The sequence below is a fragment of the Rhodococcus sp. IEGM1428 genome (assembly GCF_050321865.1).
GTDB lineage: Bacteria > Actinomycetota > Actinomycetes > Mycobacteriales > Mycobacteriaceae > Rhodococcoides.
On the sequence record NZ_JBNQFW010000002.1, the window covers coordinates 1,223,503 to 1,235,898 of the forward strand.

10 protein-coding genes are annotated in these 12,396 nt (G+C 64.2%); 7 read left to right on the forward strand and 3 right to left on the reverse strand.

Translation table 11 applies throughout. From position 1 onward, the window contains the following. Nucleotides 1–123 precede the first annotated feature (123 nt). The 4 genes from ACQR3T_RS14440 to ACQR3T_RS14455 all read left to right on the forward strand — a co-directional run bounded on the left by ACQR3T_RS14440 (nucleotide 124) and on the right by ACQR3T_RS14455 (nucleotide 5,502). On the forward strand, nucleotides 124–693 hold the full coding sequence (locus tag ACQR3T_RS14440; protein WP_032380132.1) for a cysteine dioxygenase: 570 nt from the start codon (nucleotides 124–126) through the stop codon (nucleotides 691–693). An 11-nt stretch (nucleotides 694–704) separates the two neighbouring features. After that, on the forward strand, nucleotides 705–1,127 hold the full coding sequence (locus ACQR3T_RS14445; RefSeq protein ID WP_032380719.1) for a rhodanese-like domain-containing protein: 423 nt from the start codon (nucleotides 705–707) through the stop codon (nucleotides 1,125–1,127). 36 nt (nucleotides 1,128–1,163) lie between these two features. Next, entirely contained in the window at nucleotides 1,164–2,687 is a 1,524-nt protein-coding gene (gene lysS / locus ACQR3T_RS14450) for a lysine--tRNA ligase (RefSeq protein WP_032380133.1), read from the forward strand. A 274-nt stretch (nucleotides 2,688–2,961) separates the two neighbouring features. Next, complete coding sequence (locus ACQR3T_RS14455) at nucleotides 2,962–5,502, forward strand: ATP-dependent Clp protease ATP-binding subunit (RefSeq protein ID WP_032380134.1); 2,541 nt, start codon at nucleotides 2,962–2,964, stop codon at nucleotides 5,500–5,502. 178 nt (nucleotides 5,503–5,680) lie between these two features. Here the strand turns inward: ACQR3T_RS14455 and ACQR3T_RS14460 are convergent, their stop codons facing one another. Further along, the gene (locus tag ACQR3T_RS14460) at nucleotides 5,681–7,012 is read right to left on the reverse strand and encodes a serine hydrolase domain-containing protein (protein ID WP_428693859.1); all 1,332 of its coding nucleotides are present in this window, start codon (nucleotides 7,010–7,012) and stop codon (nucleotides 5,681–5,683) included. Between the two features lie 65 nt (nucleotides 7,013–7,077). Then, nucleotides 7,078–8,265, reverse strand: a complete 1,188-nt coding sequence (locus tag ACQR3T_RS14465) for a lipase family protein (protein ID WP_428693860.1) — start codon at nucleotides 8,263–8,265, stop codon at nucleotides 7,078–7,080. Nucleotides 8,266–8,376: 111 nt separating this feature from the next. Between ACQR3T_RS14465 and ACQR3T_RS14470 the strand changes: the two genes are divergently transcribed. Both ACQR3T_RS14470 and ACQR3T_RS14475 read left to right on the forward strand, forming a co-directional pair. Beyond that, a complete protein-coding gene (locus ACQR3T_RS14470; RefSeq protein ID WP_428693861.1) occupies nucleotides 8,377–8,814 on the forward strand; it encodes an OsmC family protein in 438 nt (145 codons plus the stop codon). 173 nt (nucleotides 8,815–8,987) lie between these two features. Further along, nucleotides 8,988–11,300: a putative bifunctional diguanylate cyclase/phosphodiesterase gene (locus ACQR3T_RS14475; protein ID WP_428693862.1), complete on the forward strand. Its 2,313-nt coding sequence runs from the start codon at nucleotides 8,988–8,990 to the stop codon at nucleotides 11,298–11,300. A gap of 10 nt (nucleotides 11,301–11,310) precedes the next feature. Here ACQR3T_RS14475 and ACQR3T_RS14480 read toward each other — a convergent pair whose 3' ends face one another. Continuing rightward, nucleotides 11,311–11,622, reverse strand: coding sequence for an antibiotic biosynthesis monooxygenase family protein (locus ACQR3T_RS14480; protein WP_428693863.1), 312 nt, complete (start codon nucleotides 11,620–11,622; stop codon nucleotides 11,311–11,313). Between the two features lie 36 nt (nucleotides 11,623–11,658). Here ACQR3T_RS14480 and ACQR3T_RS14485 point away from each other — a divergent pair, with 36 nt between their 5' ends. Beyond that, nucleotides 11,659–12,396 (forward strand): alpha/beta fold hydrolase, encoded by a 738-nt coding sequence (locus ACQR3T_RS14485; RefSeq protein ID WP_428693864.1) that lies wholly within the window; start codon nucleotides 11,659–11,661, stop codon nucleotides 12,394–12,396.

Below are 12,396 nucleotides of genomic sequence, written 5' to 3' on the forward strand. Positions count from 1 at the left end.
GCGGGTAGCGCATCGGGCGTTCGTGTGTCAGAATCGTCGGCGTGATGACGTGCATGGCCACCCAGGAGTGTTGTCGAGGCTGACCGCTGCCTCGTTCGTCACACACCCCTGGAGTAGAGCTTCATGCTTTCCACACCTGTATTTTCTGCACCCTCCCGACCCACATTGTCCTCGCGGTCGGTCTCGACGTTTCCGACGCGGCTGCGTCCTCCCGACCTGCTGCGGATCACCGACCAAGGCGCATCGGACGTCCTAGAAGGTCGCTTCGACCACCTGCTACCCGGCGGTGGGCTGTGGCCTACCGACGAGCGCTGGGCCACTCGACTGCATTCCGACGACGATCTGGACCTTTGGTTGATCAGCTGGGTTCCCGAGCGATCCACCGAACTGCACGATCACGCCGGATCGCTCGGTGCACTGACCGTCCTGAGTGGGTCCCTGCTCGAATATCGTTGGGCAGGAACCGAACTGAAGGAGCGTCATCTCGACGCTGGAGATCAGGCGGCCTTCCCGCTGGGATGGGTGCACGACGTGATGCACGATCCGGCGTCGACCACGACCGGGCCCACTCTCAGCGTGCACGCATACTCACCGCCACTGACGGCGATGTCCTACTACGAGGTCACAGAGCGCGCGACTCTGCGCCGCACCCGCAGCGAGCTCACCGACGAACCCGAGAAGGCCACACGATGACCATTCACACCATGACCATCGTCGACATGCTCGAATCCGCTCGCGAGACCATCGACCGCATCACCGTCTTCGAGCTGCGCGACGCAGTCGACCGCGGTGCCGTCGTGATCGACATTCGCCCGCAGGCCCAGCGTGCCGTCGAGGGAACGCTGCCCGGCGCGCTGGCCATCGAACGCAACGTTCTCGAATGGCGTCTGGATCCCACCAGCGACGCGCGTCTGGCGATCGCCACCGACCACGACGTCGAGTGGATCGTCATCTGCTCCGAGGGCTACACCTCCTCGCTCGCGGCCGCGTCGCTCAAGCTGCTGGGTCTGCACAAGGCCACCGATCTGGTCGGCGGCTATCAGGCCCTCAAATCGGCCGGGCTGCTCGGAGTGTTGACGCAGGCCAAGCACTGTGTTCGCGAAGCCGAGGCCGTCGCAGCGCACTGACCGTCCTTACCCGCTCGGACTGTAAAGTATCTGCGCGTGAGTGATACAGCTTCTACCCAGCCCGCCGACGACACCCCGGAGCAGCTACGGATTCGTCGTGCCAAGCGCGCTGCGCTGCTCGAGCGCGGGGTCGAGGCGTACCCGGTGTCGGTTCCACGGACCCATTCTCTGCTCGAGATCCGCACCGAGTTTCCCGAGCTCGAAGCCGACACGACCACCGGTCTCATCGTGGGAGTCGTCGGCCGCGTCATCTTCGTCCGCAACACCGGCAAGCTCTGCTTCGCCACGCTGCAGGAGGGCGACGGTACCCAGCTGCAGGCGATGATCAGCCTGGCCGGCGTCGGCGAGGACGCCCTCGCAGCATGGAAGGCCGATGTCGACCTCGGCGACTTCGTGTTCGTGCACGGAGAGGTGATCAGCTCCCGACGCGGCGAGCTCTCGGTCATGGCAGATGCGTGGCAGATCGCGTCGAAGTCGTTGCGGCCGTTGCCCGTCGCGCACAAGGAACTGAGCGAAGAGACGCGCATCCGGCAGCGTTACCTGGATCTGATCACAAACCCGACCTCGCGTGAAACTGCGCGCAAGCGCATCGCTGTGGTTCGCGAGCTGCGCAACGCGCTCGAGCGTCGCGGCTTCCTCGAAGTCGAGACACCGATGCTGCAGACGCTGCACGGCGGTGCCGCGGCCCGGCCGTTCGTCACCCATTCCAACGCCATGGACACCGATCTCTACCTGCGGATCGCGCCGGAGCTGTTCCTCAAACGATGCGTCGTCGGCGGCATCGAGAAGGTCTTCGAGATCAATCGCAACTTCCGTAACGAAGGTGCCGACTCCTCGCACTCGCCGGAGTTCGCGATGCTCGAGACGTACGAGGCCTACGGCACGTACGACGATTCGGCGAAGATGACGCGTGAGCTCGTTCAGGAAGTGGCCATGGCCGCGCTCGGATCGACGGTCGTGACGTTGCCCGACGGCACCACCTACGACCTCGGCGGAGAATGGACGACGCTGGAGATGTACCCGTCGTTGTCGGAGTCGCTCGGGTTCGACGTCACCCCCGACACCACCGTCGACGAACTGCTCGCGATCGCGGACAAGGTCGGGCTGGACGTGCCGCGCAAGGACGGCGTCCCGATCTACGGCCACGGCAAGCTGGTCGAGGAGCTGTGGGAACACCAGGTGGGTGACGCGTTGACCGAGCCGACGTTCGTTCGCGATTTCCCCGTCGAGACGTCCCCGCTGACGCGGCAGCACCGCAGCAAGCCCGGCGTCACCGAGAAGTGGGACCTGTACGTTCGTGGATTCGAGCTGGCGACCGGATACTCCGAGTTGATCGACCCGATCATCCAGCGCGAGCGTTTCGAGGACCAGGCGCGTCAGGCTGCGGCGGGCGACGACGAGGCGATGGTTCTGGACGAGGACTTTCTCGCCGCGATGGAGCAGGGCATGCCGCCGACCACCGGAACGGGCATGGGCATCGACCGTCTGTTGATGGCGCTGACCGGCCTCGGCATCCGCGAAACGATCCTGTTTCCGATCGTCAAGCCTTCCCAGGCCTGATCGGTCGGTACAGCGCTGTTCGCCAGCAGCGGACATCGAATGGGAAACGTTTTGCATTGTGCCTGCGTTATGAACAGTAAGCAGGCAAGGCAGTCCGTATTCGCGGGCGGTTGCGCAGCATTTCAGGGGTGGAGGGTCGGCGTTAGTAACGTCGGCCAACTACAGTGAGTACCAGTCTTACCTTCAAATGCACAAGCGACCTCAGCGTATGGACACTGCGGCGCTAGAAGAACTGGTGGGCGAGCTACCACCCACCAAGAAGTGAGGGAGAGCGATGTTCGAGAGGTTCACCGATCGCGCGCGGCGTGTTGTCGTCCTGGCTCAAGAAGAAGCCCGGATGCTCAACCACAACTACATCGGCACGGAGCACATTCTGCTCGGCCTCATCCACGAGGGCGAAGGCGTCGCCGCCAAGTCTCTCGAGTCGCTGGGCATCTCCCTCGAAGGAGTACGCAGCCAGGTCGAGGAGATCATCGGCCAGGGCCAGCAGGCTCCGTCCGGTCACATCCCGTTCACCCCGCGCGCCAAGAAAGTACTCGAGCTCAGTCTGCGTGAAGCACTGCAGCTCGGCCACAACTACATCGGCACCGAGCACATCCTGCTCGGCCTGATCCGCGAAGGCGAAGGCGTCGCAGCTCAGGTTCTGGTCAAGCTCGGAGCCGACCTCAACCGGGTACGCCAGCAGGTCATTCAGCTGCTGTCCGGTTACCAGGGCAAGGAGCCGTCCGAGAGCGGCAGCGGCCGCGGCGAGGCGGGCACCCCGTCCACGTCACTGGTCCTCGATCAGTTCGGTCGCAACCTCACCCAGGCCGCGCTCGAAGGCAAGCTCGACCCGGTCATCGGTCGCGCGAAGGAAATCGAGCGCGTCATGCAGGTGCTCTCGCGTCGTACCAAGAACAACCCTGTTCTGATCGGCGAGCCTGGTGTCGGTAAGACGGCCGTCGTCGAGGGACTGGCTCAGGCCATCGTCAACGGCGAAGTTCCCGAGACGCTCAAGGACAAGCAGCTCTACACACTCGACTTGGGCTCGCTCGTGGCCGGCAGCCGTTACCGCGGTGACTTCGAGGAGCGCCTGAAGAAGGTGCTCAAGGAGATCAACACCCGCGGCGACATCATCCTGTTCATCGACGAGCTGCACACGCTCGTCGGCGCGGGTGCTGCCGAAGGTGCCATCGATGCCGCGTCGATCCTCAAGCCGAAGTTGGCTCGTGGTGAGCTGCAGACGATCGGTGCCACCACCCTCGACGAGTACCGCAAGTACATCGAGAAGGATGCCGCACTCGAGCGTCGTTTCCAGCCCGTCCAGGTCGGCGAGCCGACCGTCGAGCACACCATCGAGATCCTCAAGGGTCTGCGCGATCGCTACGAGGCACACCACCGCGTCTCGATCACCGACGGTGCACTCGTCGCGGCTGCCACGTTGGCCGACCGGTACATCAACGATCGGTTCTTGCCCGACAAGGCAATCGACCTCATCGACGAGGCGGGCGCGCGGATGCGCATCCGCCGGATGACCGCGCCGCCAGACCTGCGCGAGTTCGACGACAAGATCGCCGACGCGCGCCGGGAGAAGGAATCGGCCATCGACGCACAGGACTTCGAGAAGGCTGCGAACCTGCGCGACAAGGAGAAGACCCTCGTCGGTCAGCGTGCCGAGCGTGAGAAGCAGTGGCGCTCAGGCGATCTCGACGTCATTGCCGAGGTGGACGACGAGCAGATCGCCGAGGTTCTGGGCAACTGGACCGGCATCCCCGTCTTCAAGCTCACCGAGGAAGAGACCACTCGTCTGCTCCGCATGGAGGACGAGCTGCACAAGCGGATCATCGGTCAGGTCGAGGCAGTCAAGGCCGTCTCGAAGGCGATCCGTCGTACCCGTGCAGGTCTGAAGGACCCGAAGCGTCCGTCGGGCTCGTTCATCTTCGCCGGCCCGTCCGGTGTCGGTAAGACCGAGCTGTCGAAGGCTCTCGCGAACTTCCTCTTCGGTGAGGACGACGCGTTGATCCAGATCGACATGGGCGAGTTCCACGACCGCTTCACCGCCTCGCGTCTGTTCGGTGCTCCTCCCGGATACGTCGGCTACGAAGAGGGTGGCCAGCTCACCGAGAAGGTTCGCCGCAAGCCGTTCTCCGTCGTGCTGTTCGACGAGATCGAGAAGGCCCACCAGGAGATCTACAACACGCTCCTGCAGGTGCTGGAAGACGGTCGTCTCACCGACGGCCAGGGACGCACGGTCGACTTCAAGAACACCGTGCTGATCTTCACCTCGAACCTCGGTACCTCGGACATCTCGAAGGCAGTGGGCCTCGGCTTCTCCTCGGGTGAAGGCACCGGCTCGAACTACGAGCGGATGAAGCTCAAGGTCAACGACGAGCTGAAGAAACACTTCCGCCCCGAGTTCCTGAACCGTATCGACGACATCGTCGTGTTCCACCAGCTCACCAAGGACGAGATCATCCAGATGGTCGATCTCATGCTCAACCGAGTCGAAGGTGCGCTCAAGAACAAGGACATGGCGATCGAGGTCACCGAGAAGGCGAAGTCGTTGCTCGCCAAGCGCGGATTCGACCCCGTCCTGGGTGCGCGGCCGCTGCGTCGCACCATCCAGCGCGAGATCGAGGACCAGTTGTCGGAGAAGATCCTCTTCGGCGAAATCGAAGCCGGCCAGATCATCCTGGTCGACGTCGAGAACTGGGACGGCGAAGGCGCAGGCGAGGACGCGAAGTTCACGTTCCGCGGCGAGAAGAAGGCCATCATCGTCCCCGACGAGGTCCCGGTCGATCTGGCCAAGGCCACCGGAGACAGCGACAGCGAGTAAGTTCCAACAGCTCCACACAACGGGCGATCCTCTTCGGAGGGTCGCCCGTTGTCGTGTGTCCAGCCGTTCCCCCGACCCCCTCAACCCCCCACCGCCGCCCGCCCCGCCCCGACGCCCAGCCCGCCGCCGCCCACTCCGCCGCCGACCCCTCCGCTTTGTGGATCAATGTGGATTTCAGTCAGTCAGACTGCAACAAAGGCGCATTGATCCAGACCCGAGGGACGAGGGCAACGGCGATGACCGCAAGTTCGGCGAGCACGATCCAGAACAGCAGCGTCACATCCGGAGCCCAGCGGGACAGGGTCGAAATGGGGGCACCGGTGAGCATCGGCATCCCGAAGTACAGCGTTCCGCCGGCAATGACGGCCATCACGATGTGTGCAGGTGCCCATCTTCCCGGGGCAGTCCTGATGCGAAGCAGGGTTCGGCCCGCGCAGAGCGCCAGCAACACCGCGAGTGTGCTCGACGCGATCAGCGCGATCTCGTATAGGCCGAGGTCGGTGCTGCGGGGTTCGTCCATTCCGAGTCGGGTGAGGACGAGTGAGCGGGCTGCCGACGCCAGTTCTTCGGCCTCCAGTTCGCCGTATCTGTTGGTCGCGAACACCACGGCCAGGTGGCGTTCGGGAATCAGCGCAACGTGCGTGAAATAGCCGGGCACCGCCCCGGAATGCCATCGCATCCGAGTACCGTCGGGTAGCGTTTCGACGTACCACCCGTCTCCGTATGCCGTGCCCGAGCCCGAGCCCGTCGGCACCGTATCGAGACTGTTCGACGCCGGGTCGGTCAGCTGCCGCGCCGCGTAACGCGAGAGTTCGTCGATCGAACCACCGAGGTAGCCGTAGCCGAGTCCGGCGGCATCGATTCCGGTGTCGACGCGCCGGGGTAATCCGAAGAACGGAACGTGTCCGGGCGCGACGGCACCCACGGTGTGCACTCCGGTTTCACGAGCCACGACGTTCGCAAACGGTTCGGCAGTGATCTTCTCGACGATGGCCTGCAGCAGTAGGTAATTCAGGCTGGAGTATCGGAAAGTGCCGCGCTCGGCAGCGGTGACGTCGAGGGTGGGCACGACGTCGAGTGCCCGGTCGGTTCGTCCCCACACATCGAGTCGGGCGACGTTGTGGGGGAGTCCGCTGGTGTGGTGGATCAGGTCGGTGATCGTGACGTCGTCGGGAAGGATCGAATCACTCTCCGGAAGAACCGAATTCACGGTGCCACCCAGATCGAGGCGATGCTGCGAGGCGAGCGAGTGCACCGTCGCCGCCGTCACCGACTTCGACACCGAACCCCAGACGAACGGCGTACCGTCGTCGATCGGGGCACCGTGTCCGTCCACCCCGTATTCGACGTTCTCGATGACCTCACGTTCGGAGACCACTCGAAAAGCCACTCCCGGCAGGCCCAATTCCTGGGCGACGACCTCGACATCCGACGCGGTCTCACCACCGGGCAAGGTAGGCGATGCGGTCAGGACTGCTGCGACGGTCAGGAGGGCGTGCACGATTCGCATGGATGGAGTGAACCAACGTCACCGGGGTCGACGCCTCGGTGAACACCCTGATTTCACACCTGAGATCAGCTCGAGCGCACGAGGTCTGCGATCCAGGGCAGCACGTCGGAGTATGCGGCCAGTGATCCGGGGAGGTGGTTCGCGCCCTTGTAGGGAATGGCCGGAAACTCGTACTCGCGGTACGTGACCTGCGCGCCCAGATCCTGCCAGCGCTCGCGGAGAGTTCGACTCTGCTCGACGGGCACGGTGTCGTCCTCGACTGCATGCGAGAGGTACACCGGCATGGTGGGAGCGATGCGGCCGACGGTGTTCGCTGCGGTCACCTCGACGAAAGCTGGGTTGCTCAGCTGCTCGATCAGTGGTCGGCCGTCCCGTGTTAGTTCGCTGGTGTGCACGATCTCGGTGGCCGCGGGGTCGGTGGTGCACCAGTTCTGCGCGGCATCGAGCGCGGCGATGCCGTCGGAGTCGAAGAAGCTGCGGATGTTCTCCGCTCGTTCCGGGTAGGAGTTGATCATGCCGTCGACGGCGAAGAGTACGGCGCTGCCGAGAGTCGTGTTGTCAAGGTTGTCGATGTTGAGCGTCGGATCTGCCGGTGGCGCACCGACATACGCCCCGACGATATCGAGGTCCGGGGCGTAGGTGGCAGCGAGTTCGGCGGCGGCCCCCGACGCGAATCCGCCTTCGGAGTAGCCGAATAACACGACCGGGGTGGCTGGGTCGGCGTCTGCCGCTCTGGCTGCGTCCAGCAGAGCGCGGCCCGAGGCGATCCGGTTCAGATACGTGTGTCCGCCGGGAGTGCCCAGCCCCTGGTAGTCGGTTGCGACGACGCGGTATCCGGCGAGGAGCAGCGGCAGGATGGCCGGGGACGACCCGACGGTGCCGAGAACTGCCGAGCCGGCGCAGCGGTCGGCCATGCCGGAGGTGCCGGGTGCGTAGGCGATCACCGGCCGCGGGCCGGGGCCAGGCCACGGAGCGGTGGGGGTCATGGAGTAGCCGGACACGACCATGGGGTCGTCGTGAGTGTCGTTGGACCGATAGAGAATGCGTTCGATGTCGAAGCCCAATCCGAATCCCTTGGGTGAGGTGACCGGCTTTGTCCGCACCACCTCGCCAGGGGCCGCTGTGGCGATGGTCGGCACGGGCGCGTCGTAGAAGTCGCGCAGTGAATCGGCACCTGCCACCGGTGTCGACATCACTGCACTCGCCAGCATCACCGCCGCTGCGATCACGACTGCTCGAGAGCAGTTCTTCATCTGTTGCACCCTTCGTGTCGAGATTCCCGCACTCGATGGCCCGGCCGTGCCGCCGACGTTAGCCTGAGTATCGGTCCTACACAGGGTCGACAACGAAAGGATTGAAGTCCGATGCCAACTCGTACCTCACGCACAGCTTGGAACGGCACTCTCGAGCAGGGTTCCGGCCAGGTCGAGCTGTCCAGTTCCGGCGCAGCGACTTTCGACGTCTCGTTTCCCAAGCGCGCCGCCGAGAATGCCGACGGCACCACCAGCCCCGAGGAACTGATCGCAGCTGCTCACTCGAGTTGCTACGCGATGCAGCTGTCGGCCCTGATCGCCGAGGCGGGTGGTACCCCGCAGAGCCTCGAGGTCACCGCCGACGTGTCGCTCGGTCCCGACCAGCCCGGGTTCAAGTTGACGGGTATCAAGCTGACCGTTCGAGGCGAGGTCGACGGTCTCGACGCAGACGGGTTTGCGAAGGCTGCTCAGGCTGCAAAAGAAACATGCCCCGTCAGTAAGGCGCTGACCGGCGTGGACATCACTTTGGATGCGTCTTTGGAGAGCTGAACAGACGTGTCGCCCGATGTGAGACTGGCGAACGATCGCCAGGTTTGAAATAGTTCGTCAATTGACCCATCTTCGGATGATTCGGTGACGAATCGAGGTCAAACGTCGGGTTCGATCGGCTGTTGCGTACGTTCGGGGTACGCACCGAGCGGCCTAGGAAGGATCGGCCCACCATGTTGTGGACGCGCTTCCTGGGTCTCGGTGCGATTGCGGTGGTGGCCTACGCAATTGCCCCGCAGGGATTACCCCGGAACGCGATCTACGCAATCGTGGTCTCGGCCACAGTGGCTGCCTTCGTGCACCGCTACGTGGGTGAACCCGGCCCGGACAAGCGGACGTGGAAGTACATGGCCGTCGGCTTCGGCAGCTGGGGCATCGGGGACGCGCTGATAGCTGTGATGAAGATCGACGGTGGTCGGGTGCCGACGTTCTCCGCTGCCGACGTGCCCTACCTTCTCGGGTACGCGATCATCGCAGTCGGGTTCGCCCGGGCCGCCGACGAGAACGGTCGGGTGTTCGGGCTGGAGGAACTGTACGAGTGCCTGATCGTCGCCGTCGGATTCGGTCTCGTCACCTGGGTGTTCGTCATCTCCGACGGCTCGACCCGGTCGTTCTCGGAGGCCATGGCCCTGTGGCCGGCAACGGCATACCTCACCGTCGACGCGTTCCTGTTGACCCTCGTCGGCAGTTTGTACCTCGTCACGCGGTCGGCCACAGTTCCCCTTCTGGCCGCGGCCGCAGGGGTAGTGATGCTCGTATCGGCCGACTTCGCGTCCTACGCCGCCGCGAGCAATACCGAGGTCTACCGATCGACGATTCCGAACGTGTTGTGGTTGGCCTCGTACGTCTGCTTCGGAGTGGTCGCCCTGCACGATGTGCAGAAGTCGGCCAGGCGGGCCGCCCGGCCCGGTCCGTTCAAATTCGGTAGGGGCCGGTTTTTCGGACTCTCGGTTGCGGTCGCAGTGACACCGACGGTGATGACTGTGCAGCTGGCCCGCGGCGTCCCCGTCGAGCAATGGGGTTGGGTCATCGTGGGTTCCTCGGCGCTGGTCATCCTGCTTGTCGGGTTCCGGATGGCGCGCTTCGTGCGAACTCTGCGACTGCAGGCCGCCATTCTCGAGGACGTTGCCCGTACCGACGCGGTGACCGGACTCGCCAGTCGGCGTCTGCTGCGGGAGCGGTTGGACACGATGCTCGCCACTCGCGGTGATTCGGACGTCTTCACGCTGGTGGTCGATATAGACCGCTTCGCGCAGATCAACGAGACGTTCGGTTACAGCGTGGGCGACAGTGTGCTGCGCGAGATCGGCCATCGACTCGTCGCATCGGTTCGATCCGACGATCTGGTCGGACGCCTCGGTGGTGATCAATTCGTTGTGGCGATGCGCAGAACTTCCGATCGGATCGATGTGTGCGAGACCGCCGCACAGCTGCAGTTCGCCGTCAGTCGCAAGATGTTCGTCCACGACATCAACGTCGCCCTCGACGCGACGGTCGGAATAGCGGCCATCGAAGAGTCGGCGGTACGTGCACACCGGCCGGAGGGCGCATCGGCGACGCCGATCGACGGTGAGGCGATGATGCAGCAGGCTCACGTGGCGCTGACCGCGGCCAAGACAGCGCAGACCAGAGTCGGTCGATACGAACCCGACATGGATCGTGACCGCCACGATCAGATGCGGTTGCTGGGCGAGCTCGACACTGCGATTCGGGATCATCAGCTTCGGGTGTTCTTCCAGCCGTGCCTGGATCTGGAATCGGGCAGCGTCGATCGCGTCGAAGCTCTGCTGCGGTGGCAGCATCCACGTGAGGGCTTGATCGGTCCTTCGATCTTTCTGCCCGACGCCGAGCGCACCGGTATGCTGCCCGCCATCACCGCGTTGGTGCTCGACGAGGCGTTGGCGCAGTGCAGCGCGCTACGGCGAGGCGGCATCAATCTGTCTGTCTCGGTGAATCTTTCGGTCCGGAATCTGCTCGACGAGACGCTCACCGAACAGGTGTCGGCTGCGCTGGCCAAGTACGCGGTGCCCGCGCACACCCTGGAATTCGAGGTCACCGAAACAACCGCGATGACCGACCCCGTGCGTTCGGTGAACGCGCTGGCGTCCCTGCGCAGCCTGGGAGTGACCATCGCTATCGACGATTACGGCACCGGGTACAGCTCGTTGGCGTATCTGCAGAGTCTGCCGGTGCAGACGCTCAAGATCGACCGCTCGTTCGTGTCGAAGATGAACACCGACGACACCGATGCGTCGATCGTGCGCTCGACCATCGACCTGGCTCGAAGCCTCGGCGTGCGAGTGATGGCAGAGGGGGTCGAGGACGCGGGCACGCTCGATGCGCTCCGACTGCTCGGGTGCGACGGTGCCCAGGGCTACTTCCTGGGTAGACCGATGCCCGCAGAGTTCCTGGCCGAAGCCGTGACGAAACTTGATTCGGAGATGCCGACGAAACTCGAGTGGGAACTCGCTCGCGAACGCATCTGAGCACCGTTGCTCACGATGTGGCAGGCACGTCCAGCACAACCTCGAATTCGAGCAGTGACGCTCCCGACGACACCGGTTTGCCCTCACCGGAACCGGCGTGTGCCTGGCGAGACGGTCCACCGGACCAGGCCTGGAACGACTCCTCGTCGTCCCACTGGGTGACGACGAAATAGCGCGATTCACCCTTGACCGGCCGGAGCAATTGGAACCCGAGGAATCCGGGGGAGCCGTCGACGGTTCCGGCACGCGCGGCGAAGCGCTTCTCGAGTTCGGGTCCTGCGCCCTCCGGTACGTCGATCGCGTTGATCTTCACAATGGCCATTCTCGAGAGATTACTCCGCCGTTATGCTCGGCGGTGATGCTCTACGACGAGGGTGGATCCGGCCGTTCGATACTGCTGCTGCACGGGTTGATGGGCAGTGCGGCCACCTGGCGTCGACAGGTTCCGTGGCTTCGAGAATTCGGGCACGTGCACACCTACGACGCACCCGGGCACCGGCGGCCGGCACCGGCCGAGCTCACGACCGAGTCGTTCGTAGCGGACCTTCTGCAGAGTCTGGAGTCGCTCGGCCCGAGTGTGTTGATCGGCCATTCGATGGGAGCGCTGCACGCCTGGTGCGCGGCAGCACGGCGACCCGACCTGGTGACCGCCCTCGTCGTCGAAGACATCGCGCCGGACTTCCGGGGCCGCACCGCCGACGATTGGGCCACCATGATGCGAGCATGGCCGCAACCCTTTTCCGACGCGGATGCGGTGCGTGCGTTTTTCGGAGACGTTGCAGGACAATACTTTCTGGACTCCTTCGAGCGCGATGACGACGGCTGGCGACTGCACGGCGACATCGACACTTTCGAGGCGATCTCGCAGGAATGGGGTACGCGTCATTTCTGGGACGAGTGGGATGCCGTCGATGCTCCGGTGTTGCTGATCGAGGGCGAACACACCATCACACCGCCCGGGCAGATGAGACAGATGCACGCACGCAATCCCGAATCGACGTATGTGCGGATCGAGAACGCAGCGCACCTGATTCACGACGAGTGCCCCGAGCGATATCGCACGGCCGTCGAGGGGTTCCTGCGCACACTAAGATGA

Bases quoted from the DNA above. Each gene is read 5' to 3' on its own strand.
- ACQR3T_RS14440 (WP_032380132.1), top strand. From the start codon at position 124: ATGCTTTCCACACCTGTATTTTCTGCACCCTCCCGACCCACATTGTCC.
- ACQR3T_RS14445 (WP_032380719.1), top strand. From the start codon at position 705: ATGACCATCGTCGACATGCTCGAATCCGCTCGCGAGACCATCGACCGC.
- ACQR3T_RS14455 (WP_032380134.1), top strand. From the start codon at position 2,962: ATGTTCGAGAGGTTCACCGATCGCGCGCGGCGTGTTGTCGTCCTGGCT.
- ACQR3T_RS14460 (WP_428693859.1), bottom strand. From the start codon at position 7,012: ATGCGAATCGTGCACGCCCTCCTGACCGTCGCAGCAGTCCTGACCGCA.
- ACQR3T_RS14465 (WP_428693860.1), bottom strand. From the start codon at position 8,265: ATGAAGAACTGCTCTCGAGCAGTCGTGATCGCAGCGGCGGTGATGCTG.
- ACQR3T_RS14470 (WP_428693861.1), top strand. From the start codon at position 8,377: ATGCCAACTCGTACCTCACGCACAGCTTGGAACGGCACTCTCGAGCAG.
- ACQR3T_RS14475 (WP_428693862.1), top strand. From the start codon at position 8,988: ATGTTGTGGACGCGCTTCCTGGGTCTCGGTGCGATTGCGGTGGTGGCC.
- ACQR3T_RS14480 (WP_428693863.1), bottom strand. From the start codon at position 11,622: ATGGCCATTGTGAAGATCAACGCGATCGACGTACCGGAGGGCGCAGGA.
- ACQR3T_RS14485 (WP_428693864.1), top strand. From the start codon at position 11,659: ATGCTCTACGACGAGGGTGGATCCGGCCGTTCGATACTGCTGCTGCAC.